This is a genomic window from Streptomyces sp. NBC_00086 (assembly GCF_026343255.1).
Taxonomy (GTDB): domain Bacteria; phylum Actinomycetota; class Actinomycetes; order Streptomycetales; family Streptomycetaceae; genus Streptomyces.
Genome location: NZ_JAPELZ010000001.1, coordinates 6,262,013 through 6,286,267, shown reverse-complemented (window position 1 = coordinate 6,286,267; position 24,255 = coordinate 6,262,013). Strand labels below are relative to the sequence as shown.

The window sequence follows — 24,255 nt, the reverse complement described above, 5'->3', positions numbered from 1 at the left end:
TCCCGAAGGGGTCTGGCCGGGACGTGCGTGATCGAAAACAATGGCGCCCATGACGACGACTCCCCGGTCCCGGGCCCGGTCCTTCGACAGCGCCGCCGCTCTCTACGGGCAGCACCGGCCCGGCTATCCCGAGGCGCTGTACGACGCCGTCGAGGAGCTGGCCGGGCGCCGGTTCGCCGGGGCCCGGGTGGCCGACGTGGGTGCGGGGACCGGGATCGGGACGGCGCCGATGCGCGCCCGGGGAGCCGAGGTGGTGGCGGTGGAGCCCGGGGACGGGATGGCGGCGGAGTTCCGGCGCACCCGGCCGGGGATCCCGATCGTGCGCGGGGACGGGGACCGGCTGCCGCTGGCCGGGGCCGCCTTCGACTTCCTGACGTACGCCCAGTCCTGGCACTGGACGGATCCGGCGCACTCCGTGCCCGAGGCCCGCCGGGTGCTGAAGCCCGGCGGGGCGCTGGCGATCTGGTGGAACGACCTGGACGAGTCGGCCGGCTGGGTCGCGGAGCAGGGCGAGCGGATCCGTGCCTTCTTCGCGGCCGACGGCCCGGGCGGCGCGGTCACCGGCGGGGCCGGCGCGGTCGGCGGGAGCGCCCAGACCCTGGGCTACCGCACGCTGCCGCGCGGCCTCGACTCCGGTTTCGCCACACGGACCGTCGCGTGGTCCCGGCGGATCCCGCTGGAGGCGCACCTGGCGAACCTGGCCAGCCACTCCGCGTTCCTGCTGCTGGGCGAGGCCGGGACGTGGGAGTTCCTGGACGCCGAGCGGGAGCGGCTGGATCCGGTCTTTCCGGACGGAGTGGTGGAAGAGCCCTACGTGGTCACGCTCAGCGTGGCCGTCATCTGAGACGGCGCGGTCGCAGCCCTAGCGGATTGCGCCCCGGCCACGTGAGGCTGACCGCCATGTCGCCCACTCCGCCGTCTTCCCGGCTGTCTCCGCCCGTCCACGCGTTCTTCCTCGTCAACGAAGGGCTCGCCTTCCTGCTGGAGCTGCTGATCCTGGTCGTGCTCGCCTGGTGGGGCTTCAGCCGGGACGTCGGCTGGGCGGGCTCCCTCGCTCTGGCGGTGGCCGCGCCGGCCGCCGCCGCCGTGCTCTGGGGGATGTTCGCCGCGCCGAAGGCCCGGTACGCCGTCCCGCTCGCCGCTCAGCTCGGGGTGAAGGCGGTGGTGTTCGGCGCCGCCGCCCTGGCGCTGTTCGCGCTCGGGCAGCGGCAGCCGGCCCTGTGGTTCGCGGTGGCCGTGGTCGTGAACACGGCTCTCTCCGCTTACTACCGCAACCGCTCCTGAAGCACCGCCGCCCGGCACTGCGAGGGGCTCCCCCAGGCGTCGCGCAGTGGGCGGGCCTTGCGCAGCCACAGGGAGAGGTCGAGCTCCTCGGTGTAGCCGACGGCGCCGTGGAGCTGGAGCGCGGTCATGGCGGCCGCGTACGCCGCCTCGCCCGCGGTCAGCTTCGCCGCGGCGACCTCCCCGGGGGCCAGGGAGAGCGCGGCCGCCCACAGCAGGGGCCGGGCGAACTCCAGGCCGATGAGGGTGTCGGCCAGCCGGTGCTTGACCGCCTGGAAGCCGCCGATCGCCGTGCCGAACTGGGTGCGCTGCTTCGCGTACTCCACCGTGCGCGCGAGAAGGGCCTCGCCCGTTCCGAGGCACTGGGCGGCGGTCAGCAGCCGGGCCCAGTCCGCGGCGTCCCGGGCCGCCGTGATCACCGCGGGGCCCGCGGCGAGGAGTTCGCCGCCGGCGTCCGGGAGGGCCAGGCGGCGGGCGGGGTCGATGGAGGTGCGCAGCGGGCCGGCTCCGGCGGCCAGCCGTAGCTCGCCGGCCGCCGACACCGTGAAGAGGTGGGTGGCCGCGTCGGCGTCCAGGGCGTACGGGCCTGCGCCGGGCAGGGTGAGGGTGGCCGAGGTCTCCCCCGCCGCCAGCCCGGGGAGGAACCGCTTGGCCAGTGCTTCGTCGCCGAGCCGGGTGAGGAGTACGGCGGCGGCGGCCGTCTCCACCACCGGGCCGGGGACCCCGGCGCGGCCCAGTTCCACGAAGCCGCCCGCCATCTCCAGGGGCATCAGGCCCATGCCTTCGTGGGCCTCGTCGGCCGCGAGGGCGAACAGTCCGGTGGCGGCGATCCGCGCCCACAGGGCCCTGCCGGGGGTGTGGTCGCCCGCGCCCCAGGCCCGTACCGCCGCGGGGACGTCCGAGGCGGCGAGCAGGCCGTGCAGGGTGCGGGCGAAGTCCGACTGTTCTTCGGTCGGCAGGAAGCGCATCAGCGGCGGCCCTTCGGGAGGCCGAGCAGCCGCTCGGCGATGATGTCGCGCTGGATCTCGTTGGTCCCCGCGTAGATGGGGCCGGCGAGGGAGAAGATCCACGGCTCGGCCCATGCGCCGTCGGCGAGTTCCGCGTCGGGGCCCAGCAGGTCGAGGGCGCTCTCGTGCAGGGCGATGTCGTACTGGGACCAGAACACCTTGTTCAGGCTGGACTCGGCGCCGATCGTCTCGCCGGCGGCGAAGCGGGAGGCGTTGGCCCAGGTGAACAGTTGGTAGGCGCGCGCTCCGACGACCGCGTCGGCGACCCGGTCGCGCAGCGCGGTGTCGGCGGGGTCCCCGTGGCTCTGCCACAGCTCGACGAGGCGGTCGGCGGCGGCGAGGAAGCGGCCGGGGGCGCGCAGGGTGAGCCCGCGCTCGTTGCCGGTGGTGGACATGGCGATCCGCCAGCCCTGTCCGGGCTCCCCGATGACGTCCGCGTCGGGGACGAAGACCTCGTCGAGGAAGAGTTCCGCGAAGGCGGGCTTGCCGTCGAGGCGGCCGATGGGCCGCACGGTGACCCCGGGGGCGTGCAGGTCGAACATCAGATAGGTGAGGCCCTGGTGGGGTTTGGGGGCTTCGGGGTCGGTGCGGAAGATCCCGAAGGCCCGGTCGGCGAAGGCGGCCCGTGAGGACCAGGTCTTCTGCCCGGACAGCAGCCAGCCGCCTTCGGTGCGCACGGCGCGGGACTTCAGGGAGGCGAGGTCGGAGCCGGATTCGGGCTCCGACCAGGCCTGGGCCCAGATGGTCTCGCCGCTCGCCATGGAGGGCAGGACGCGGGCGCGCTGTTCGTCGGTGGCGTGGTCGAAGAGGGTGGGGGCGAGCAGGTTGATGCCGTTCTGGGAGACCCGGCCGGGTGCGCCGGCGGCCCAGTACTCCTCCTCGAAGACCAGCCAGTGCTCGATGTCCACGCCGCGGCCGCCGTACTCCTCGGGCCAGGACACCACCGACCAGCGGGCGGAGTGCAGGAGCGCCTCCCATTCCCGGTGGGCGGCGAAGCCCTCGCGGGTCTCCAGGGAGGGCAGGGGGGTGGCGGGCACGTGGGCGGCCAGCCAGTCGCGCGCCTCGGCCCGGAAGGCCTCCACGTCCGCCGCATGGTTCAGGTCCATCAGCTGTTCGCCTCCTTCATCGCCGAAATGTTCATGCCGCCGAGCGAGTCCGCCGCGGTCTCGGCGTTGTGGGCGTGCGCGAGGTGGTGCAGGCCGAAGACGGAGTCCATGCCGGTGTGCAGGCCCTGGAGGTCCTCGGCCTGGTTGACGGCCCGCTTGGTGAGGGCGAGTCCGAAGGAGGGCATCTCGGCGATCCGCAGGGCGAGCCGGTCGGTGGCCTCCGTCAGTTCGGCCCGCTCGACGACACGGTTGACCATGCCGATCTCGTAGGCGCGGCGGGCGGGCATCCGGTCGCCGGTGTAGAGGAATTCCTTGGCGATGCGCGGGGGCATGGCCCACGGGTGGGCGAAGTACTCGACGCCGGGGATGCCCATGCGGACGACGGGGTCGGCGAAGAAGGCGTCCTCGCTGGCCACGATCAGGTCGCAGACCCAGGCGAGCATCAGCCCGCCGGCCACGCACGCGCCGTGGACGGAGGCGATGAGGGGCTTGGGCAGTTCGCGCCAGCGCCGGCACATGCCGAGGTAGACCTCGGATTCGCGGGCGAAGCGGGATTCGGCGCCGGAGCGCTGGGAGTGGTCCCACCACAGGCCGGCCCGGCGTTCGAAGGGCAGGTGCGCGTCGCGCTCCGGGGTGCCGATGTCGTGGCCCGCCGAGAAGTGCTCGCCGGCCCCGGCCAGGACGACGACCTTGACCGCGGGATCGTCGGCGGCGCGGTAGAAGGCGTCGTCGAGGGCGTAGGTCATCGCGCTGTTCTGGGCGTTGCGGTACCGGGGGCGGTTCATGGTCACGTACGCGACCGGTCCGCGGCGCTCGTAGAGCACGGGGGTTTCGTCGGACATCTCTCCGGGCATCGCTGCATCCTTCCCTAACAAGTGTTTGGTAGGTTAACGTACGGCCATGAGCAGCGTCGAGGAGTTCCGCACCGAGGTTCGGAGTTGGCTACGGACCCACCTCACCGGTGAGTTCGCCGCCCTCAAGGGCCGCGGCGGACCGGGCCGGGAGCACGAGGCCTTCGCCGAACGCCTCGCCTGGGAGCGGCACATGGCGGCGCACGGCTGGACCTGCGTGGGCTGGCCCGTCGAGTACGGCGGCCGCGGCGCGAGCACCGAGCAGCAGATCGCCTTCCACGAGGAGTACGCGCTGGCCGACGCGCCCGCGCGCGTGAACCACATAGGGGAGCAGCTCCTCGGCCCCACCCTCATCGCCCACGGCACCGAGGAGCAGCGGCGGCGCTTCCTGCCGCCCATCCGGGCCGTGGAGGAGCTGTGGTGCCAGGGCTACAGCGAGCCCGACGCCGGCTCGGACCTGGCCAACATCCGTACCCGGGCCGCCCTGGTGGACGGCGCGTGGGTGGTGGACGGCCAGAAGATCTGGACCTCCCTGGCCCACGCCTCCCAGTGGTGCTTCGTCGTCGCCCGCACCGAGCCGGGATCCCGCCGGCACGCGGGGCTGTCCTACCTCCTGGTCCCGATGGACCAGCCCGGGGTGGAGGTCCGGCCCATCGTGCAGCTGACCGGGACCTCGGAGTTCAACGAGGTCTTCTTCGACGGGGCCCGCACCGACGCCGCCCACGTCGTCGGCGCGCCCGGCGAGGGCTGGGCCGTCGCCATGGCCACCCTCGGCTTCGAGCGCGGGGTCTCCACCCTCGGCCAGCAGGTCGGCTTCCGCCGCGAGCTCGAAGACCTGGCCGCGCTGGCGAAGCGCAACGGCGCGATGGCCGATCCGCTGATCCGCGACCGGCTCGTCCGGGCCTGGATCGGCCTGGAGACCATGCGCGCCTCCGCGCTGCGGCCCGGGGTCGCGCCGTCCACGGCCAAGCTCTACTGGGCCCGCTGGCACCGGGACCTCGGCGAGCTCGCCATGGACGTCTGCGGAGCCGCCTCGCTGCCGGCGGCGGGGGCGCACGGGGACCCGTACGACCTCGACGACTGGCAGCGGCTCTTCCTCTTCTCCCGCTCCGACACCATCTACGCGGGCTCCGACGAGATCCAGCGCACCATCGTCGCCGAGCGCATCCTCGGCCTTCCCAAGGAGGTCCGGGCATGAACGCACCGGAAGAGTCCCGCAACGTGCTCCGCAACGCACCCGAGTACGTGGCCGGGCACGGGCTGCTGACCGGCCGGAGCGCCGTGATCACCGCGGCCGCCGGGGCCGGCATCGGCGGGGCCACCGCACGGCGCTTCCTGGAGGAGGGGGCCCGCGTGCTCATCGGCGACGCGCACGCCCGGCGGCTCAAGGAGACCGAGGAGGCGCTGGCCGCCGAGTTCGGCGCGGACCGGGTCGCCTCCCTGCCCTGCGACGTCACCGACGAGGAGCAGGTGGCCGCCTTCTTCGCGCTCGCCGAGCGGCTCCACGGCCGCCTCGACCTCGTCGTCAACAACGCCGGGCTCGGCGGCACGGCGAACCTCGTCGACATGACCGACGACCAGTGGTCCCGCGTCCTCGACGTCACGCTGAACGGCACCTTCCGCTGCACCCGCGCCGCGATGCGCTCCATGCAGGCCTCCGGGACGGGCGGGGTGATCGTCAACAACGCCTCCGTCATCGGCTGGCGCGCGCAGACCGGGCAGGCCCACTACGCCGCCGCCAAGGCCGGGGTGATGGCGCTGACCCGCTGCGCGGCGCTGGAGGCGGCGGAGTTCGGCGTACGGATCAACGCGGTCGCGCCGAGCCTGGCCATGCACCCGCACCTGGTGAAGGTCACCAGCGAGGAGCTGCTCGCCGAACTCACCTCCCGCGAGGCCTTCGGCCGGTACGCCGAGCCCTGGGAGGTGGCCAACGTCATCGTGTTCCTGGCCAGCGGCTACTCGTCGTACATGACGGGCGAGACCGTGTCGGTCAGCAGTCAGCACGCGTAGGGCGACCTATGACGAGAATGGCCGGGTGCCAACGAACAAGCCGATCTCATCGACGGCCAAGAAGAAGCCCCAGGTGACGGCGTCGCCCGAACGCCGCCGCGAACTCCTCGACACCGCCGCCGAGGTCTTCGCCGCGCAGGGCTACAACGCCACCACCGTCCGCAAGATCGCCGACGCCGCCGGCATGCTCGCCGGCAGCCTCTACTACCACTTCGATTCCAAGGAATCGATGCTCGACGAGATCCTCTCCGCCTTCCTGACCGAGCTGTGGGAGGGGTACGACACCGTCCTCGCCGCCGGTCTCGGACCCAGGCAGACCATCGAGGCCCTCGTCACCGAATCGTTCCGGGAGATCGACCGGCACCGCGCCGCGGTCGCCATCTACCAGAAGGAGTCCCGGACCCTGTCGGTCCAGCCCCGCTTCCACTACCTCTCCGACTCGCAGGTCAAGTTCGAGAAGGCGTGGCTGGGGACGCTGGAGCGCGGGGTCGCGGACGGGGTCTTCCGCGCCGACCTGGACATCCGCCTCACCTACCGCTTCGTGCGCGACACGGTGTGGGTGGCGGCGTCCTGGTACCGGCCGGGCGGCCAGCACAGCCCCGAGGAGATCGCCCGCCAGTACCTGTCGATGGTCCTGGACGGCATCGCCACACGCACGTAACCCTGAGGAGTTCTGATGCCCGAGGCCTACATAGTCGAAGCGGTACGCACCCCCGTGGGGCGGCGCAAGGGAGGCCTGTCGGAGGTCCACCCGGCCGACCTGGGGGCGCACGTCCTCAAGGCCCTCGTCGAACGGTCCGGGATCGACCCGTCGGCCGTGGAGGACGTGGTCTTCGGCTGCCTCGACACGGTGGGACCGCAGGCGGGCGACATCGCCCGGACGGCCTGGCTGGCGGCGGGGCTCCCCGAGGAGGTCCCGGGCGTCACCATCGACCGCCAGTGCGGATCCTCGCAGCAGGCCGTGCACTTCGCGGCGCAGGGCGTCATGTCCGGCACGCAGGACCTGGTGGTCGCGGGCGGCACCCAGAACATGTCGATGATCCCGATCGCCTTCGCCTCGCGGCAGGCGGCCGAGCCCCTGGGCTTCACCGAGGGCCCCTACCTGGGCTCGGAGGGGTGGCGGGCGCGGTACGGGGACTCCCCGATCAACCAGTTCTACGGGGCCCAGCTGATCGCCGAGAAGTGGGGCATCTCCCGCCTCGACATGGAGGAGTTCGCCCTGCGCTCCCACCAGCAGGCGCTGCGCGCGATCGACGAGGGCCGCTTCGAGCGGGAGATCGTGCCGTACGGGTCGGTGTCGGTGGACGAGGGTCCGCGCCGCGACACCACCCTGGAGAAGATGGCGGGCCTCAAGCCGGTGATGGAAGGCGGGACCATCACGGCGGCGGTCTCCTCCCAGGTCTCGGACGGCGCGGCGGCGATGCTGCTGGCCTCGGAGCGGGCGGTACGGGAACACGGGCTGCGCCCGCGGGCCCGCATCCACCACCTGTCGGTCCGCGGCGAGGACCCGATCCGCATGCTGTCGGCGCCGATCCCGGCGACGGCGTACGCCCTGAAGAAGACGGGCATGTCCCTCTCCGACATCGACCTGGTCGAGATCAACGAGGCCTTCGCCCCGGTGGCCCTGGCCTGGCTGAAGGAAACGGGCGCGGACCCGGAGCGGGTCAACGTCAACGGCGGCGCGATCGCCCTGGGCCACCCCCTGGGCGCGACGGGCGTCAAGCTGATGACGACCCTGCTGCACGAACTGGAGCGCACGGGCGGCCGCTTCGGCCTCCAAACCATGTGCGAGGGCGGCGGCCAGGCCAACGTCACCATCATCGAGCGGCTGTAGCTCCCGCCGGAAGTCGGCCCCCGGGGCACTGCTCCGGGGGCCGTCTTTACGGCCGGCAAACCGCCCCATGGTGTTTCGTGGCCTGATCGACAAACGATCGGAGGCCCCCATGGGCGACCCACCGGACGCGCAGACCGATTCCCGGGATCCGGACGCCGCCCGCATGCCGACCACGGGCGACGGCACCGGGTCCGGGTCCGGGTCCGGGTCCGGGCGGCGCCCCCTCTGGAAGGAGCTGCCGCTGCTCGTCGCCATCGCCCTCGTGCTGGCGTTCGGGATCAAGACGTGCCTGTTCCAGGCGTTCTCGATCCCTTCCGTCTCGATGCAGAACACCCTCCAGCGCGGGGACCGGGTCCTGGTCGACAAGCTCACCCCCTGGTTCGGCTCGAAGCCCGAACGCGGCGAGGTCGTCGTCTTCCACGACCCGAGCGACTGGCTGGCCGACGAGCCCGTCCCGGAGCGCAACGCCGTCCAGAACGCCCTCTCCGCCATCGGCCTGATGCCCTCGGCCGACGAGAAGGACCTGATCAAGCGGGTCATCGCGGTCGGCGGCGACACGGTCGAGTGCCACGGGAACGGACCGGTCGAGGTCAACGGCAAGGCACTGGACGAGCCGTACGTCTTCCCCGGGAACACCCCGTGCGGAGACAAGCCGTTCGGACCGCTCACCGTGCCCGAGGGAAAGCTCTGGGTCATGGGCGACCACCGCCAGAAGTCCTCCGACTCCCGCTATCACCTGAACGACCCGAAGACCCACGGGTTCGTGCCGGTCGAGGAAGTGGTCGGCCGGGCCGTGGTCGTCGCCTGGCCGCTCACCCGCTGGGCGGGCCTGCCTGTCCCGGAGACCTTCGGGCAGCCGGGGATCAGGGGCGGAACTCCCTGACCACCTCGATGCGCCCCACGATGTGCGCGTTGAACTCGTCCAGCTCCTCCGCCGGAACCCACAGCTCCAGGATGGTCTCCCCGCCGGCCTGCTGGACCGGGTACCGCTCCAGGAACACCGAGTCCACCTCGAACCGCGTCACGTATCCCGCGCCGCTGTGCTTGACGTTCCAGTCACGGGCGATGCGGACCGCGTAGTCCTCGTTCAGCACGGGGTAGAAGATCGGCTGCTCCGGCAGTCGCGGCGGCCAGGCACGCCAGTCGAGGTCACGGACCAGGCCGAGTTCCACGGGGCCCGTCGGGCGCCACAGCGTCGTAGTAGGGGACATGGGGCGCAGCGTAGACGGGTGACCACGGCCCTGACCAGCGCTTTTCAGGCGGCGCGGCGGCGGGAGAGGCGGGTCAGGGAGACCGTCTGGGTCAGGAGCAGGGCTCCGGTCAGGGCCTGCCAGAGGAGCGGGTCGGGGGCGTCCAGGGCTCGGGCTGCGGACAGGGCGATCGCCACCGCGCCGAGCGCCAGCACGATCCGGTGCACGAAGCCGGCCTCCGTGCCGTGCGGCAGGCCGGAGACGAGGGCGACCAGCGCCAGCAGGATCGGCAGCCAGTGCGGCTGGGAGCCGCGCATCAGCAGGGCGGCGGCGAACTCCGCAGCGAGGGCGAGGGAGTTGCGCAGCGCAACCCCCGGGACCGATATCGACATGCGCACATCATGCCGGGGATATTCGTGTGCGCGTCCGGCGGGGCCGCACCTAGGATCCGGGGCAAGGGCTGGGTCGTAGCACAGAGGTAGTGCGCCTACACAGCATGGAGGAGGACGCCGGTTCGAATCCGGCCGCCCAGCCCCCCTCCCCCTCCCCCTACTTCGCGCCCGTCGCCGCCACCCACGCCCCCGCCGCCCCGATCGCCGCGGCCGCGGCGGGGAGCGGCAGGCCGAGGAAGCCGTGGAAGACTCCGGGGAGCAGCTGGATCCCGCAGTCGACTCCGGCCTCCCCCAGCCTTCGCCCGTAGGCCAGGCCCTCGTCCCGCAGGACGTCGCAGTCGGCCAGGACCAGCAGCGTGCGCGGCAGCCCCGAGAGGTCGGGGGCCCGCAGCGGGGAGACGTGGGGGTGGGCCGGGTCGCCGCCGTACTGGTCCCAGTACCAGGCCATGTGCGCGGCCGTGTGGAAGTGGCCCTCCGCGAACTCGGCCACCGAGGGGTGGCCCATCGAGGCGTCCAGCGCCGGGTAGAACAGCAGCTGGCCCGCGATCAGTCCGGGGGCCCGCAGGGCCGTCACGGCCGCGAGGTTGCCTCCGCTGGAGTCCCCGGCGACGACCATCCGTGCGGGGTCGCAGCCCAGTTCGGCCGCCCGCGCCCGGGCCCAGAGCAGCACGGTCAGCGCGTCGTCCGGCGCCGCCGGCCACGGGTGTTCGGGGGCGAGGCGGTAGTCCGCGGAGACCACCACCGCGCCCGAGGCCACGGCCAGCGCCCGGCAGAGCGCGTCGTGGGTGTCCAGGCCGCACATCACCCAGCCCCCGCCGTGGAAGAACACCACCAGCGGGCGGTCCCCCGCGCCCGGCGCGGGGTCGTAGATCCGGACGGGGACCCCGTCCGCGACCGCGTCCCGTACGGAGGCCACCTCCACGCCGCCTCCCGGGGAGCCGGCCACGGCCGCCCGCAGGGCCGCCGCGTCGCCCGGGCCTGGGAAGACCGCCGCCATCGCGTCGCACAGCCGGCGGGCCGCCGGGGACAGCCGGTCGGCGGCGCTCATCGCGCGGTCATCCCGCCGTCGACCGTGAACTCCGCGCCCGTGATGTAGGAGGACCCGTCCGAGCAGAGGAAGAGGACCAGCTCCGCGACCTCCTCGGGCCGCCCGATCCGCCCCAGCGGCAGGTGCGACCAATCCCGTCCCGCGACGGCCTCGCTGACCATCGGGGTGTCGATCGCCCCCGGATGCACGGAGTTGATGCGGATCCGGTCCCCCGCCAGGTCCAGTGCGGCCGACTTCGTCAGCCCGCGCAGGGCGAACTTGGTGGAGCCGTACGCCGCGTGGCCCGGGATGCCGACCAGTCCGGCGGTGGAGGAGACGTTGACGATCGAGCCGCCGCCGGCGGCGCGCAGCACCGGGGCCACCGCCTGGATGCCGAGGAACGGTCCGAGGAGGTTGACGCGCAGCAGGGCTTCGAAGTCTTCGAGGCCCTGGCGCTCGACGTGGGCCGTGCGCCACAGCGCGGCGTTGTTGACCAGGGCGGAGACCGTGCCGAAGGCGCGTACGGCCTCGTGGACCACCTCCGCCCAGCTGTCGGCGTCGGCCACGTCGTGGCGTACGTACAGCCCCTGGTCACCGAGGGAGGCGGCCACCGCGCGGCCCTCCTCCTCCCGGATGTCGGTGACCACGACCCGCGCGCCGGCCTCGGCGCACAGCCGGGCCTCGGCCGCGCCCTGGCCGCGTCCGGCGCCGGTGATGACGACGACCTTGCCGTTAAGGACCTTGGCGTTGAGGACCTCGGCGTTGAGGACCTCGGCGTCGAGGGAGGTGTTCACCGGTCAGCCCTCCAGGGCGCGGAAGTGCGGGATGACGGTCTCGCCCCACTGGCGGATGGTCTCCATGCAGGCCTCCTGCGGGACGGTGCCCATCTGGATCAGGCACATGACCTCGTCGACGCCGATCTCGCGCAGCTGCTCGACGTAGGCGATGGCCGTCTGGGCGTTGCCGTAGGCATGCTCGGCGTTGTAGGTGCCGGTGTCTATGGGGCGGGCCGGGATGTTCGCCTCGTGGAGCCTGGCGACCAGTTCCTCGCGGCCCTTGTCCAGCGCGGCCACGTGCTCCTCGGCGGTCTCGTCCTCGGAGTAGCCGGTGGGCTCGGGGGCGTTGCCGTACCAGTGGGCGATGGACTCGGCGAAGAAGCGCTGGCCGCGGGTGCCCAGGCGCAGGGCCCGTTCGGCGTCGTCGAGGACGATGGTGGGGCAGAGTGCGGAGAGGTGGTCGTTGACCTCGGTGGAGACGAAGCGGTCGCCGCTGCGGGTGGCGATGGCCTCGTCGTAGACCTTGCGCATGGTGCGGACGTCGTCGGCGCCGGCGAAGCCCATCACGAGCGCTCCGATGCCCAGTTCGGCGGCGAGCTTGAGGGTGTCGTGCTTGGAGCAGGCCATGAAGAGCGGCGGGTGCGGGTCCTGGACGGGGCGGGGCAGGATCGCGCCGGGGCCGATGTCGATGGAGCCGTGCCACTCGAACTTCTCCTCGCGCCAGGCGGAGGAGAAGATCCGCAGCGCTTCCTCCATCTGCGGGTAGGTGTCCTCGGGGCGGACCCCGTACATGGACATCTCCTGGCGGGTGGCGCCGCGGCCGGCGCCGATGTCCACGCGGCCGCCGGAGAGCACGTCGAGCATGGCGGCGCGTTCGGCGACGCGGACGGGGTGCTGGTAGCCGAAGGGCATGGTGACGACGCCGTGGCCGATGCGGATCTTCTGGGTCCGGGCGGCGACCCAGGTCAGGAAGATCTCGGAGGCGCTCATGTGGGCGTACTGGGTGAGGGCGTGGTGCTCCACGGCCCAGATCCGGTCGAAGCCCATCTCCTCGGCGAACACGGCCTGTTCGACGCAGTCGTGGATGACCTGGCGCTCGCGTTCGGGCGTCGGGTCGACGAGCTGCGCCTCGAAGATCATCGAGAACTTCACGGGGTGCCTCCCAGCCGTGCGCTGCGCACGGCACATCGGTGATGTATTTCGAATAGGAATACTTCTAGCAGTCATACCCCGCCGGGGGAAGGGCGCCGCGAAGACCGGTCGTAGACTGCGCTGCGTGACGAACGAGGCGACAGAAGAGGCGAACGGCCGCACGCTCCCCGCGACCAGCTGGGCGGTGCTCGGGCTGCTCTCCTTCGGCGAGGAGCTCTCCGGTTACGACCTGAAGAAGTGGTCGGACTGGTCGCTGCGCTTCTTCTACTGGAGCCCGTCCTTCAGCCAGATCTACGGCGAGCTCAAGCGGCTGGAGAAGGCCGGCTACGCCTCTTCGCGGATGGTCGCCCAGGAGACCGGCACCCGCGACAAGCGGGTGTACCGGATCACCGAGGAGGGCATGACGGCCGTACGGCGCTGGGCGCGCGAGGCACCCGTCGACCCGCCGGTGCTCAAGCACGGGCCGATGCTGCGGCTGTGGCTCGGCCACCTGCTGGAGCCGGAGCAGATGCGCGAAGTCCTCGTACAGCACCAGGAGTTCGCGGAGAAGATGCGGCGGCGCGCGGTGGCCGACGCGGACGGGGCCAGGGAAGAGGCCTCGTGGGCGTACCCGACGCTCACCCTCAAGTGGGCCGAGCGGTACTACGCCTCCGAGCGCGACCTCGCGGGGGCCATGCTCGACGACATCGCGGAGCTGGAGAGGGCGCGCGGCGCGTCCCCCGACCCGGACTCGGCGCCGGGCAAGCCCGGCAAGCGCCCGTAGGTGCGCCGGAAGTAGAGCAGCGGCGCCCCTTCGCGGTGCGCCGTCAGGGCGGTGACCCGGCCCAGCGCGATGGCGTGGTCGCCGCCGTCCAGGACGGCCTCCACGCCGCATTCGACGGTGGCGAGGACCCCGTCGAGCAGGGGCGCGCCGTTGCCGCCGGCCCGCCAGGGGACCCCGGCGAACTTGTCGCCCCCGGTCACGGCGAACCGGCGGCACAGCTCCTGCTGGTCGGCGGCGAGGATGTTGACGGCGAAGGCCCCCGCCGCCTGGATCCGGGGCCAGGTGGTGGACGTGCGCGCCGGGCAGAAGCAGACCAGCGGCGGATCCAGGGACACGGACGAGAAGGACTGCACGGCCATCCCCACGGGACGGCCGTCGGCTCCGCATGCCGTGATGACGGCGACACCGGTGCAGAAGCTGGACAGGACCGACTTCATGTCGGACATGGCTTCCTCCCTCATGAGAACCCTCCCTGATTATTTCTACTAGGTATATGCCTAACCGAAACACCTGTGATTGGATACCGCCCACGCTCGCTCGTCAAGTAGGGAGGGTCCGATGCCACCACCACCCCCGCCTCAACAACAGCAACAGCAACAGCCGCAGGCGCAGCCGCTGCCGCAGCCGCCCGCCACGCTCGCCCGGCTCCCCGAGTACGCCGCCGCCGCGTACGGGGAGCGCGAGGCGCTCGCCGACGGAGAGGTCCGCTGGACCTTCGCCCGCCTCGCAGCCGAGATCTCCGCGGCCGCCCGCGCCGCCATCGCCCACGGCATCCGCCCCGGCGACCGGGTCGCGATCTGGGCGCCCAACAGCCGCCGGTGGATCACCGCCGCCCTCGGCGCGGTCGGCGCCGGAGCGGTCCTCGTACCGGTCAACACCCGCTACAAGCCCGCCGAGGCCGCCGACATCATCCGGCGCAGCGGCGCCCGCGTCCTGTTCACCGAGCGCGGGTTCCTCGGTACCGACTACGCCCGCGACCTGCACGCCTCCGGCGAGGCCCTCGGGGCGCTCGCCTCGACGGTGATCCTGCGGGACGGGCGCGAGAAGAGCCTCCCGACCGGTGCCGACGGCCCGCCCGGGAGCGTCTCCTGGGAGGCGTACCTGCAGGCCGGCGAGGCCGTCCCCGAAGCGGAGCGGGCCGCGCGCGCGGCCGCCGTACGCCCCGGGGACCTCAGCGACGTCCTCTACACCTCGGGCACCACCGGCCGCTCCAAAGGGGTGATGACCACCCACGGCCAGACCGTCCGGCTCTACGCCTCCTGGTCCGGCCTCGTCTCCCTGCGCCCCGGCGACCGCTACCTGCTGGTCAACCCCTTCTTCCACACCTTCGGCTACAAGGCGGGCGTGCTCGCCTGCCTCCTGCGCGGGGTCACCATGCTCCCCGAGGCCGTCTACGACACCGACCGCATCCTGCACCGCATGGCCGCCGAGCGCGTCACCTGCCTGATGGGCCCGCCGACCGTCTTCCACGGCCTGATCCGCCACCCGGCGCGGGCCGCCCACGACCTGTCCGCACTGCGCCTGGCCGGCACCGGAGCCGCCTCGGTGCCCACCTCCCTCGTCGAGGAGATCCGCGGCGAACTGGGGGCGCCCGACGTGTTCACCGCGTACGGGCTCACCGAGTCCGGCGGGGTCGTGTCCGTCTGCCCCACCGACGCCGACGCCTGGACCCTCGCCCACACCGTCGGCCCGCCGCTGCCGGACACCGAGGTACGGATCACCGACCCGCTCGGCGCCGTACTGCCCGCCGGGGAGCCGGGCGAGGTGCAGGTCCGCGGCTACCACGTCACCCCCGGCTACCTGGACGACCCGGCGAGCACCGCCGAAGCCGTACTGCCCGGCGGCTGGCTGCGCACCGGGGACATCGGCGTGCTGGACGGGCGGGGCTACCTCGCCATCACCGACCGGCTGAAGGACATGTACGTGGTCGGCGGCTTCAACGCCTATCCGGCGGAGGTGGAGAACGTGCTGCTGACCCACCCCGCCATCACCGACGCGGCGGTCGTCGGCGCCCCCGACGAGCGGCTCGGCGAGGTCGGGGTGGCCTACGTCGTCACCACCGGGCCGGTCACCTCCGAGGAGCTGACCGCCTGGACCCGGGAACGACTGGCCAACTTCAAGGTGCCGCGCCGGTTCACCCGGCTGGAGGAGCTCCCGCGCAACGCGGGCGGCAAGCTGCTGAAGACGGAGCTGCGCCGCACGGCGCGAGGGGAGTCGGCATGAGGCCGCTGGAGCCGACCGCGGAGCACGAAGAACTCCGGGACGCGGTACGGGCCGTCCTGGCACGCCACCCGGGCCACACGGCCTGGGCTCCGCTGACGGCGCAGATCGGCGCCGCCGCGCTGGCGGTCCCCGAGGAGTACGGCGGGCTGGGCTGCGGGCAGGCCGAAGTCGGGGTGGTCATGGCGGAGTTGGGGCGCGCGCTGAGCCCCGTACCGTACCTGGGCTCGGCGGTGCTGACCGTGGGGGCGCTGCTCGCGTCCGGCGACCGGGAGGCCTGCGCGAAGCACCTGCCGCACCTGGCGGAGGGCACGGTCGTGGGCGCCCTGGCCTGGGCGGAGTCCCCGGCCGGCGGGGAGGCGCCCCGGCCTTCCCGGGAGGCCGATCCGGACCCGGGGGCGAGCAGCGGGCCCGTGACGGGGGCCGCGCCCGGGCCCGGCGTCCCGCGCGGGGGCTGGGAGGCCCACGAGCTCGCGGCCCGGGCCGAGCCGGCAGGCTCCGACTGGCTCCTCACGGGCACCAAGCGGTACGTCCTGGCCGGGCCGGCGGAACCGTCCCTGCTGCTGGCCTTCGCCAGGACGGCCCCGGCCCCCGGCGCGGGCCGGGACACCGGCCCGCTCGGGCTGTTCGAGCTCCTCGCCGCGCCGGCGGCCTTCACCGTACGGTCCACGATGGACCGCACCCGCCCCCTCGCGGAGCTGACCTTGGACCGGACCCCGGCCCGGCTGCTCTCGGCCGACGGCGCGGGGGTCCTCGCCCGGGTCCGGGACCTGGCCTGCACGGCGCTCGCCGCCGAGCAGACGGGGGCGGCGGCGCGCGCGCTGGAGGCGACGGTCCGGTACGCGAAGGAGCGGGTGCAGTTCGGGCGGCCGATCGGCTCCTTCCAGGCGGTCAAGCACCGGCTCGCCGACCTGCACACCGCGGTGGAGGGGGCCCGCTCGCTCTCGCTCGCGGCGGCCGCCGCCGACGCGGCCCCGGACCTGGCGGCCGCCGCCAAGTCGGCCTGCTCGGAGGCCTACGCGTACGTGGCGGGCGAGATGATCCAGCTGCACGGCGGCATCGGCATCACCTGGGAGCACGAGGCGCACGAGTACTTCAAACGGGCCCACGGCTCGGCCCAGCTCTTCGGCTCTCCCTCCGCGCACAGGGAACGGCTGGCGGCCCGGCTGGGGTTCCTCCCGACCGGGTGACGCGCCGGCGACCGGGGGCACGGGGAACGGCCGCTGTCGTACGCTCGGCCCATGACGGGCAGTGCGATAAACCTCCGGAAGATCGAAGAGACCGCCCCGGCGCTGGTGAGCCTGTACAAGAGCGCCGGGACCTCGCTCCGCAAGCACGGCCTGGAGGGCGGACGCGCCGCGGTGTACCTGGTCCTCGACTACTCCGGCTCGATGCGCCCGTACTACGACGACGGCAGCGTGCAGGCCCTCGCCGACCGGGTGCTGGGGCTGTCCGCGCACCTGGACGACGACGCCCGCGTACCCGTCGTGTTCTTCTCCACGGAGGTCGACGCGCTGGAGGAAATCTCCCTCGCGGGCCACGAGGGGCGGGTCACCGCGATCGCCGCCGGCCTCGGCCACATGGGCAAGACGGCCTACCACGCGGCGATGGACGCGGTGATCGACCACTACCTGGACTCGGGGTCGACCGCCCCGGCGCTCGTCGTCTTCCAGACCGACGGCGGTCCCATCAACAAGCTCGCCGCCGAGAGGTACCTGTGCAAGGCGGCCCGGCTGCCGCTCTTCTGGCAGTTCGTCGGCTTCGGCAACACGCGCAGCTCACAGTTCGACTTCCTGCGGCGGCTGGACGAACTGCCCGTCCCGGCCAAGCGGGTCGTGGACAACGCCGGCTACTTCCACGCCGGCCCGGACCCGCGGACCGTCCCCGACCCGGAGCTGTACGACCGGCTGGTCGGGGAGTTCCCGGGCTGGCTGGCGGCGGCCCGGGCGGCGGGAATCGTGCGCGCCTGACCGGCGGTTGTCACCCCCTCGCGCTTTGATGGACGTATGACGACGAACAACTGGGCCGTATTCGAAAAGGCGGAACCGGACTTCGCGGCGGCCGTACAGGCCCGCTTCGCTCAGTTCCCGCACCACGTCCTGGCGACCTTGCGCAAGGACGGCTCCCCGCGCGCGACCGGACTCAACGTCGAGATCCGCGGCGGCGAGCTGTGGCTGGGCATGATGCCGGGTTCGATGAAGGGCAAGGACCTGCGGCGCGACGGGCGCTTCGCCCTGCACACCAACCCGGGCGCCGGCGAGACCATGCCCGACGGGGACGTACGGATCTCCGGGCGCGCGGTGGAGATCGTGGAGCAGCCCGAGCTCCACCGGTACGCGGAGGAGGCCGAGGAGAACGACACCCCGCACCCCTTCGACCTGTTCCGCGCCGAGCTGACGGAGGTGGTGCACGTCGGCGTCGAGGGCGACGACCTGGTGGTCCGCTCGTGGACCCCGGAGCACGGGCTGCGCACCCTGCGCCGGGGCAACGACGACGAGCCGGCCCGCGAGGAGCCCGCGGCGGGCTGAGCCCGTGCTGGTCACGGCACTAGACCCTGGCCGGGGTCTTCGCCGGGACCTTCGGAGCCTTGGCCGGAACCTTGGCCGGGGTCTTGCCCGAGGCCTTCGGGGCCTTGGGCGTCTTGCCCGGGGCCTTCGGGGCCTTCGGGGCCTTGGCCGGGGCCGGGGTCTGCGCGCCGACGTCCAGCCAGCTCCGGTCGATGTTGAGCGTCACGCCCCCGTACGTGGCGTCGTGGTCCCCCCGGAACTGGTGGGCGCGGCGGCCCCCCGTCCACTGGCTCGTACCGGCGGGCAGGCCCAGGTCGGCGTCGGTGACGGAGGCGGCGCCGTTCCAGCGGGCCACCCACAGCACGTCGGGCATGGCGTCCGGGGCCTGGGCGTAGTGGGCGCTCAGCGCCTTGGCCCCGGAGCTCGCCGCGACGTAGGCGGCGGCGCCGTAGCCCAGTTCGTGCAGGCGGACCGTCCAGGCCGTGAGGTAGGCGACGACCGGGGCGTCCCAGGTGGCCCGGTCCGAGTAGTTCTCCAGGTCGTTGTAGAGGACCGTGCCCTCGGCCAGGCCCAGTGCCGCGGCCGCGTGGGCCGCGCCCTCGGCCTCGGCCCGGCCCTGGTCGTTGGCCTCCGAGGGGTCGGTGGACAGCCCCGTGGAGGAGCTGTTCCAGGGCTGGGGGCCGACCCAGATCGGCATGAGGTGCCAGCCCGCCTCGGCCTGCCGGCTCACCCATCCGGCGGTGAGCTGCGGCTGGGCGCAGGCGCGGGCGCGGCCGCCGATGTAGACGCCGACGGCGCCGAAGGGCGAGTCGGTCCGCCAGGCGTTCATGGTGCGCTGGGTGGGGGCCGTGCAGGCGTCGAAGCCCTCGCCGGTGAAGGGCGTCTGGACGGTGGTACGGGGACCCCCGCCGACGGTGCCGACCGGATCGACGGGGACCGGGCCGGGGGCGGCCGGGGGTGTGAGGGCGCGGGCCCGGGTGAGGACCGCGCGGACGGCCTCGGGGGTGGACCCGTAGGAAACGGTGGCCATCACCCCGGCGCGGCGCAGGGCGTAGCGGATCTCGTTGCTGTCGCCCCGGACCTTGGGCAGGGGGTCGCCCTCGTCGCCCCCGACGGTGGGGATGTCGGCGCGCGGCGGGGCCCCGTCGAGCGGCTCCAGGTGCAGGGTGTCGGAGCGGGGGGCGGCCGCGCGGGCGGCTCCGCATTCGCCCTGGGCGCCGGCGTGCCCGAGGTAGAGGGTGGGCAGGTCGAGGCGCAGGCAGGCGTCGGGGTTCCGGTCGAGGTCGACGACCCGCCAGTCGGCGGGGACGGTGAGGCGCAGCCCGCGGTAGTCGACGGTGCGGCCGTCGGGGACGGGGCCGTCGGCGGCCCCGAGGGGGACGGGAGCGAGCAGCGCGGCGCCCAGCAGGCAGCTCAACATCATGTGGGAGGGGAGCATGTGACCCACTGTTACCAGAAGGCCCGGGTGTTGACGCAGAGGCACGAGAGCCCTGCGTCACCTGTTGACGTGACGGCCGCACCTCACCGCGGACGCCCCCCTCGCTCTCCTACTCCACCGCCGGGCGGCCCTTGCTCCGGCGGGGCGCGGCGGCGCCGCGGATCTCCTCCGTGGCCGCGCGGAACGCGGGCGCGGCGCGGGCGAAGTAGTCGAAGAGCAGGGCCTGCTGCTCCGGGGTGTAGGAGCCGATCACGGCCGCGATGTGCCGGCGGGCCGGTGCGACCGCGTCCTCGACCCGGTCCAGCGCGTCCGCCACGGGCTCCACGATGACCCGGCGCCGGTCCCCGGGGTCGGCGGCCCGGCGGGCGTAACCGGCCCGTTCGAGGCGGTCGATGAGCCGGGTCGTCGCGCCCGTGGTGAGCCCGGTGCGCGTGGCGAGCTCGCCGGAGGACAGGCCCCCCTCCAGGGTGATGAGGCTGAGGGCGTACCACTCCGAGGTGTGCAGACCGGCCGCCTCGGCACTGGCCAGCCCCTGGAGGCCGACGGCGTCCAGGTAGTGCCGGAAGACCGTGTGCGCATCCGGACCACCGCTGCCTGTTGCCATGTTCGGGATCGCCTCCTACCTTTATATCTGCACGCATGCAGATACTGCGTTCGCTCAGTATCTGCGCCAGTCTAGCCAAATGGGGAGTGATCCGTCATGCAGCAGCCCACCAGCGAGTCCATCGCCTCCGCCTCGGCCTCCGTCCGGACCGTGCTCGACCGGCTCGTCTCCGCCTGGGAGCGCCACGACGCCGAGGCGTACGGCGAGCTGTTCACCGAGGACGCCACGTACGTCACCTACGTCGGCACCTTCTACCGGGGCCGCCGCGACATCGCGGACAGCCACCGCGCCCTCTTCGCCGGCTTCCTCAAGGGCACCCGGCTGGCGGACGAGATCCTCGACATCCGCTTCTACGGGCCCGACGCGGCCGTGGTCAACGGCCGCGGGGACACCTACAAGGGCAAGCGCCCGCAGAAGCTCACCAAGATCCAGACGTACACCCTCGTCCGCGACACGGACGGGTCATGGCGGATCGCCGCCTTCCAGAACACCAAGCGCAAGCCCCTGATGGAGGCCGTGTCCTACCGGTTCGCCCCGGGCCTCGTCCCGGCCGCCGAGCGCTGACCGGGCGGGAGGACGGGGGCGGCCACGCCGGCTCCCGCCCCCTCCTTCTCCCCTTCCTTCCCCCTCTCCTTCCTCCCCCTCCCCTACTCCTGGTCTTGGAAGGCCGGCAGGGCGAAGATCCGCTCCTTCCCCGCCTCCTCCATCAGCTCGACGAGCGGCAGCACCAGCTCCCACAGGTCCTGCTCGCCGACCTCGCGCACCAGTCCGTCGAGCTCCGCGTCGCCCAGTCCGGCGGCGGCATCGGCCACCACCTTGCGCGCCTCCTCGGGCAGGACGCCGACCAGCGGGAGGAAGGCGCCCCACAGCGCGGTCGCCACGACGGCCCGTACCACCCCGGCCAGCACGAGCGGGTCCCGCAGGGAGTCCAGCCGGGCCACCGCGAGCCGGTCCTCCTCGCCGAGCAGCGCCACGAGCGGGAGCAGCGACTCCCACAGGCCTTCGGCGTGCGTCACCCGTACGAGCGAGTCGAGTTCGGCGGCGCCGAGGCGGGCGGTGAGCTCGGCGATCCGCAGCCGCTGGTCGCCGCCGACCATCGCGGCGACCCCGAGGGCTTCCTCCCAGAGCCCCTCGGCGGCAGCTGCCCGTACGACCGCGCCGAGGCGGTCGTCGCCCATGAGCTCCAGGATCCGGGGCAGCCGCTCGGGCAGGTCCACGTAGAAACCGGCGCGCAGCACGACGGCGTCGTCGACCTGGTCGAGGATCCGGCGGAGCACCTGGTCCCGCATGTGGCCGACGAACCGACCCATGGTGAGGTGGTCGCGGTTCTCGGCGAGGGTGGTGGCGATGCGTACGACGAGCCCCTCGTCGAGCCGGTCGACGATGCCGGAGATCTTCCGCGGGTCCAGGTGTCCGCAGGCCTCGGCGGTGAAGGAGACGGGCAGCTTCTCGATGATGGCGGCGGCCCGGCCCGCCTCCAGCCGGCCGGCCACGCCGGCGGCCAGCCGGGGTCCGAGCGCCTTCTGCGAGATGGCGGCCGCCACCCCGGCCGGCACCAGCTTGGTCGCGGCGGCGATGCGGTCGAGCATCTCGGGTGCGCCGTCGTTCAGTACGCCGCTGACCTGCTCCCGGAACGCCCGTACGTCCTCGTCCGGCAGCCCGCGCAGGAAGCCGAGCTCCCCGGCTTCCGCGCCCACCAGCCGGGCGATCTTCTCCACTTCGGCGCGGCTCACCGGAACAGCACCTTGCGCACGGCCCCGCGTGCGAGGGCGGGGACCAGCCCCAGCGCCTCCTCGGCGGCCTGGTTCAGGCCTTCGGCCTGACGCGCCCGCTCCGCTTTGAGCGCCTCGGCGAGCCGTACGAGCTCCCCGGCATCCAGCTCCGCGAACGACGCGGGGGGCCGGGCGCCCCCCAACTCCCCGCTCAAGCGGCCCATTTCCTCATCTGTACGCACGGGACGACCTCCCACACCAGAGACGACACGACGGCTCGCGTCGAGCGTGGGCCCGAATTGACTAATAGTCAATACTTGCGGGTAGGGCCGCCCGGGGGCATCAGCTCCCGCTCTCCACCAGCTCCTTGAGGACGAGGTCGAGCGCGGTGGCCCGTACGCCGAGCACGGTCTCGGTCTCGGAAGCGTCGAGGCGCAGCGCCCCGTCGTACATGTACGCCATCTCCGGGACCTCGGCCATGACGGCGTCCCGGGCGACCAGCTCGGCCAGTTCCCCGGGCGTCATCCGCCGGAGCCGCGGGTCCGGCGCACCCGCGGCTGCGGCGAGCCGGGCGGCCAAGGCCCGGATGGACAGTTCCGAGGTGGACGGCACGTGCCAGGCGCGGCCCCAGCCGTCCTCCCGGCCGCCGACGGCGACGAGGGTGCGGGCCACATCGCCCACGTAGGACCAGGCGTGCGCCTCGTCCAGGCCGACCGGGAGCGCCGCCTCCGTGCCCGCGAGGACGGCGGGGGCGACCGTCCAGGTGAACAGGGAGAGCGCGCCTTCGCCGAGGAAGTCGCCGGCCCGGACCTCGGCGGCGCGCACGCGCCCGGCCTCGTGGGCGGCCAGGGCCTCCTCCCAGATCGCGGCGCGCACCCGCCCCTTGTCCGAGGTCGGCCGCAGGGGCAGACCGGGGGTCAGGGGCTGCGCCGCGGATCCGTACCCGTAGAGGTTGCCCAGCATCACGTAGTCCGTGCCGGTCCGCCCGGCGGCGGTGAGCAGGGAGGCCGCCAGCGGCGGGAAGGCGGTGCGCCAGTCCTGGTAGGCGGGAGCGGCCGCGTTGTAGAGGGTGCGCGCACCGCGGAGCAGTTCGGTGAGGCGGTCGGTGTCGGTGATGTCGGCGGCGACCCGCTCGACGAGCGGATGCTCGGGCCCGCCGCCGCTGCGGGTGATGACACGGACCTGTTCGCCGGACGCGGCGAGCAGGCGGGCGGTGGCGGTGCCGATCGGGCCGGCGCCGGTGACGACGTGCACGGACATGGCTGTACTCCCCTGTCGAGGGCGCGAGTTGTTCACGCGATGGATCAACCCTCGCCCGGTGCGGCGCCGTACAGTAGTGGCCCGAATGCCAGCCGTCCGGAGATTCGAGCCATGACGACTCCTCCCGCACACGGTCCCGCTTCCGCCCCTGCGGCCCACCGCCCGCATCGCGTGACGGTCATCGCGGTCCCCCCGGTGACCACCTTCGACCTGTCGATCCCGGAGGTGGTCTTCGGCGCGACGCGCATCGGGGAGGACCCGGCCTACGAGGTGACGGTCTGCACCCCCGCCCCCGGCGTCGTCGCCGCGGCGATCGGCATCGACATCGTCGTGCGCCACGGCCTGGAGGCGATCGAGCGGGCCGACACGGTGATGGTGACGGGGACGGGCGCCCGGGTCAGCGCCGACCCGCGCGTACTGGACGCCTTGCGGACCGCCGCCGCGCAGGGCCGGCGCATCGCGTCCATCTGCACCGGCGCGTTCGTCCTGGCCCAGGCCGGTCTCCTCGGCTCCCGCCGCGCCACGACCTTCTGGAGCATGTCGCAGGAGTTCAGGGAGCGCTTCCCCGCGGTCGACCTCGTGCCGGGCGTGCTGTTCGTCGAGGACGGCGGGGTGCTGACCTCGGCGGGGCTCTCCGCGGGGATCGACCTGTGCCTGCACATGGTGCGCTGCGACTACGGGGCCGCCGTCGCGAACGGCACCGCCCGCCTGGTGGTCGCGGCCCCCGTACGGCCGGGCGGTCAGGCCCAGTTCATCGAGACCCCGCTCCCGGCCGACCGCGGCACCTCCCTCGCCGCGACCCGCGCCTGGGCCCTGGCCCGCCTGCACGAACCGACCGCCCTGGCCGACCTGGCCCGGCACGCGGGCCTGAGCGTGCGCACCCTGACCCGCCGCTTCCGCTCGGAGACGGGTCTCAGCCCCCTGCAGTGGCTCCTGCACCAACGCCTGCACCGGGCCCGCGAGATCCTGGAGACGACCGTCCTCCCCGTGGACCAGGTGGCCGCCCGGAGCGGCCTCGGCACGGCGGACTCCCTCCGTACCCACCTGGTCCGCTCCACGGGCCTCACCCCGACCGCCTACCGGACCATGGCACGGGTCCGGCAGCCGTAGGGCGGGTGCTCGGCC

Annotated in this window: 27 protein-coding genes, 1 tRNA gene and 1 pseudogene; 15 read left to right on the top strand and 14 right to left on the bottom strand. The window is 73.4% G+C overall.

Features of this window, described 5'->3' with window-relative positions; translation table 11 throughout:
• Window positions 1-49 precede the first annotated feature (49 nt).
• Window positions 50-844, top strand: a complete 795-nt coding sequence (locus OG276_RS28495; protein ID WP_266909545.1) for a class I SAM-dependent methyltransferase — start codon at window positions 50-52, stop codon at window positions 842-844.
• A 56-nt stretch (window positions 845-900) separates the two neighbouring features.
• On the top strand, window positions 901-1,284 hold the full coding sequence (locus OG276_RS28490) for a DUF2568 domain-containing protein (RefSeq protein WP_266909544.1): 384 nt from the start codon (window positions 901-903) through the stop codon (window positions 1,282-1,284).
• Here OG276_RS28490 and OG276_RS28485 read toward each other — a convergent pair.
• Genes OG276_RS28485 through OG276_RS28475 form a run of 3 tightly spaced genes read right to left on the bottom strand, consistent with a single transcriptional unit; the run spans window position 1,266 to window position 4,248 of the window.
• On the bottom strand, window positions 1,266-2,249 hold the full coding sequence (locus OG276_RS28485) for an acyl-CoA dehydrogenase family protein (RefSeq protein ID WP_266909543.1): 984 nt from the start codon (window positions 2,247-2,249) through the stop codon (window positions 1,266-1,268). The two genes, OG276_RS28490 and OG276_RS28485, sit on opposite strands and share 19 nt — an antisense overlap.
• Window positions 2,249-3,394: an acyl-CoA dehydrogenase family protein gene (locus tag OG276_RS28480; protein ID WP_266909542.1), complete on the bottom strand. Its 1,146-nt coding sequence runs from the start codon at window positions 3,392-3,394 to the stop codon at window positions 2,249-2,251. Before OG276_RS28480 ends, OG276_RS28485 begins: the two co-directional genes overlap by 1 nt.
• Window positions 3,394-4,248, bottom strand: a complete 855-nt coding sequence (locus OG276_RS28475) for an enoyl-CoA hydratase (RefSeq protein ID WP_266909541.1) — start codon at window positions 4,246-4,248, stop codon at window positions 3,394-3,396. Before OG276_RS28475 ends, OG276_RS28480 begins: the two co-directional genes overlap by 1 nt.
• A gap of 46 nt (window positions 4,249-4,294) precedes the next feature.
• On the opposite strand from OG276_RS28475, the gene OG276_RS28470 reads away from it, so the two are divergent.
• The 5 genes from OG276_RS28470 (at window position 4,295) to lepB (ending at window position 8,972) form a co-directional block, all read left to right on the top strand.
• Entirely contained in the window at window positions 4,295-5,443 is a 1,149-nt protein-coding gene (locus OG276_RS28470; protein WP_266909540.1) for an acyl-CoA dehydrogenase family protein, read from the top strand.
• Window positions 5,440-6,255 (top strand): SDR family oxidoreductase, encoded by an 816-nt coding sequence (locus OG276_RS28465; RefSeq protein ID WP_266909539.1) that lies wholly within the window; start codon window positions 5,440-5,442, stop codon window positions 6,253-6,255. Before OG276_RS28470 ends, OG276_RS28465 begins: the two co-directional genes overlap by 4 nt.
• A 25-nt stretch (window positions 6,256-6,280) precedes the next feature.
• Window positions 6,281-6,916, top strand: a complete 636-nt coding sequence (locus tag OG276_RS28460; RefSeq protein ID WP_266909538.1) for a TetR/AcrR family transcriptional regulator — start codon at window positions 6,281-6,283, stop codon at window positions 6,914-6,916.
• Between the two features lie 15 nt (window positions 6,917-6,931).
• Window positions 6,932-8,089 carry an acetyl-CoA C-acetyltransferase gene (locus OG276_RS28455; protein WP_266909537.1) on the top strand — a complete coding sequence of 386 codons (1,158 nt, stop codon included), beginning with the start codon at window positions 6,932-6,934 and terminating at the stop codon, window positions 8,087-8,089.
• 163 nt (window positions 8,090-8,252) lie between these two features.
• Entirely contained in the window at window positions 8,253-8,972 is a 720-nt protein-coding gene (gene lepB / locus OG276_RS28450; protein ID WP_266913182.1) for a signal peptidase I, read from the top strand.
• On the opposite strand, the gene OG276_RS28445 is transcribed toward lepB, so the two are convergent.
• Window positions 8,953-9,300, bottom strand: a complete 348-nt coding sequence (locus OG276_RS28445; protein ID WP_266909536.1) for a hypothetical protein — start codon at window positions 9,298-9,300, stop codon at window positions 8,953-8,955. The two genes, lepB and OG276_RS28445, sit on opposite strands and share 20 nt — an antisense overlap.
• 44 nt (window positions 9,301-9,344) lie before the next feature.
• Entirely contained in the window at window positions 9,345-9,671 is a 327-nt protein-coding gene (locus OG276_RS28440; protein ID WP_266909535.1) for a hypothetical protein, read from the bottom strand.
• A 67-nt stretch (window positions 9,672-9,738) separates the two neighbouring features.
• Here OG276_RS28440 and OG276_RS28435 point away from each other — a divergent pair.
• Window positions 9,739-9,813: transfer RNA gene (locus tag OG276_RS28435), tRNA-Ala, on the top strand.
• A 15-nt stretch (window positions 9,814-9,828) separates the two neighbouring features.
• Here OG276_RS28435 and OG276_RS28430 read toward each other — a convergent pair.
• From OG276_RS28430 to OG276_RS28420, 3 genes are read right to left on the bottom strand one after another with little or no spacing between them, the layout of a single operon-like run.
• On the bottom strand, window positions 9,829-10,719 hold the full coding sequence (locus OG276_RS28430) for an alpha/beta hydrolase (protein ID WP_266909534.1): 891 nt from the start codon (window positions 10,717-10,719) through the stop codon (window positions 9,829-9,831).
• On the bottom strand, window positions 10,716-11,492 hold the full coding sequence (locus tag OG276_RS28425; RefSeq protein WP_266909533.1) for an SDR family NAD(P)-dependent oxidoreductase: 777 nt from the start codon (window positions 11,490-11,492) through the stop codon (window positions 10,716-10,718). The genes OG276_RS28430 and OG276_RS28425 overlap by 4 nt, the downstream gene beginning before the upstream one ends.
• 3 nt (window positions 11,493-11,495) lie before the next feature.
• Complete coding sequence (locus OG276_RS28420) at window positions 11,496-12,626, bottom strand: LLM class flavin-dependent oxidoreductase (protein ID WP_266909532.1); 1,131 nt, start codon at window positions 12,624-12,626, stop codon at window positions 11,496-11,498.
• Window positions 12,627-12,750: 124 nt separating this feature from the next.
• Here OG276_RS28420 and OG276_RS28415 point away from each other — a divergent pair, with 124 nt between their 5' ends.
• Window positions 12,751-13,389 carry a PadR family transcriptional regulator gene (locus OG276_RS28415; RefSeq protein WP_266909531.1) on the top strand — a complete coding sequence of 213 codons (639 nt, stop codon included), beginning with the start codon at window positions 12,751-12,753 and terminating at the stop codon, window positions 13,387-13,389.
• 47 nt (window positions 13,390-13,436) lie between these two features.
• On the opposite strand, the pseudogene OG276_RS28410 reads toward OG276_RS28415, so the two are convergent.
• Window positions 13,437-13,826: pseudogene (locus OG276_RS28410) on the bottom strand (flavin reductase family protein); the annotation flags it as partial.
• 121 nt (window positions 13,827-13,947) lie between these two features.
• On the opposite strand from OG276_RS28410, the gene OG276_RS28405 reads away from it, so the two are divergent.
• From OG276_RS28405 to OG276_RS28390, 4 genes are read left to right on the top strand one after another with little or no spacing between them, the layout of a single operon-like run.
• Window positions 13,948-15,612, top strand: coding sequence for a FadD3 family acyl-CoA ligase (locus OG276_RS28405; protein WP_266909530.1), 1,665 nt, complete (start codon window positions 13,948-13,950; stop codon window positions 15,610-15,612).
• Complete coding sequence (locus OG276_RS28400; protein ID WP_323182368.1) at window positions 15,609-16,799, top strand: acyl-CoA dehydrogenase family protein; 1,191 nt, start codon at window positions 15,609-15,611, stop codon at window positions 16,797-16,799. Before OG276_RS28405 ends, OG276_RS28400 begins: the two co-directional genes overlap by 4 nt.
• Window positions 16,800-16,850: 51 nt before the next feature.
• Window positions 16,851-17,579 (top strand): VWA domain-containing protein, encoded by a 729-nt coding sequence (locus OG276_RS28395; RefSeq protein ID WP_266909529.1) that lies wholly within the window; start codon window positions 16,851-16,853, stop codon window positions 17,577-17,579.
• Between the two features lie 36 nt (window positions 17,580-17,615).
• Window positions 17,616-18,137, top strand: coding sequence for a pyridoxamine 5'-phosphate oxidase family protein (locus OG276_RS28390; protein WP_266909528.1), 522 nt, complete (start codon window positions 17,616-17,618; stop codon window positions 18,135-18,137).
• A 19-nt stretch (window positions 18,138-18,156) separates the two neighbouring features.
• Here OG276_RS28390 and OG276_RS28385 read toward each other — a convergent pair whose 3' ends face one another.
• Together OG276_RS28385 and OG276_RS28380 are read right to left on the bottom strand one after the other, a co-directional pair.
• Window positions 18,157-19,554, bottom strand: a complete 1,398-nt coding sequence (locus tag OG276_RS28385) for a DUF1906 domain-containing protein (protein ID WP_266909527.1) — start codon at window positions 19,552-19,554, stop codon at window positions 18,157-18,159.
• A 109-nt stretch (window positions 19,555-19,663) separates the two neighbouring features.
• A complete protein-coding gene (locus OG276_RS28380) occupies window positions 19,664-20,158 on the bottom strand; it encodes a MarR family winged helix-turn-helix transcriptional regulator (RefSeq protein ID WP_266909526.1) in 495 nt (164 codons plus the stop codon).
• A 96-nt stretch (window positions 20,159-20,254) separates the two neighbouring features.
• On the opposite strand from OG276_RS28380, the gene OG276_RS28375 reads away from it, so the two are divergent.
• Window positions 20,255-20,722 carry an SgcJ/EcaC family oxidoreductase gene (locus OG276_RS28375; protein WP_266909525.1) on the top strand — a complete coding sequence of 156 codons (468 nt, stop codon included), beginning with the start codon at window positions 20,255-20,257 and terminating at the stop codon, window positions 20,720-20,722.
• Window positions 20,723-20,805: 83 nt separating this feature from the next.
• On the opposite strand, the gene OG276_RS28370 is transcribed toward OG276_RS28375, so the two are convergent.
• The 3 genes from OG276_RS28370 to OG276_RS28360 all read right to left on the bottom strand — a co-directional run bounded on the left by OG276_RS28370 (window position 20,806) and on the right by OG276_RS28360 (window position 23,130).
• Window positions 20,806-21,891, bottom strand: coding sequence for a hypothetical protein (locus OG276_RS28370; protein ID WP_266909524.1), 1,086 nt, complete (start codon window positions 21,889-21,891; stop codon window positions 20,806-20,808).
• On the bottom strand, window positions 21,888-22,094 hold the full coding sequence (locus OG276_RS28365) for a hypothetical protein (protein ID WP_266913178.1): 207 nt from the start codon (window positions 22,092-22,094) through the stop codon (window positions 21,888-21,890). The genes OG276_RS28370 and OG276_RS28365 overlap by 4 nt, the downstream gene beginning before the upstream one ends.
• Window positions 22,095-22,212: 118 nt before the next feature.
• Window positions 22,213-23,130, bottom strand: a complete 918-nt coding sequence (locus tag OG276_RS28360) for an NAD-dependent epimerase/dehydratase family protein (RefSeq protein ID WP_266909523.1) — start codon at window positions 23,128-23,130, stop codon at window positions 22,213-22,215.
• 111 nt (window positions 23,131-23,241) lie between these two features.
• Between OG276_RS28360 and OG276_RS28355 the strand changes: the two genes are divergently transcribed.
• Window positions 23,242-24,240 carry a GlxA family transcriptional regulator gene (locus OG276_RS28355; RefSeq protein WP_266909522.1) on the top strand — a complete coding sequence of 333 codons (999 nt, stop codon included), beginning with the start codon at window positions 23,242-23,244 and terminating at the stop codon, window positions 24,238-24,240.
• Window positions 24,241-24,255 lie beyond the last annotated feature (15 nt).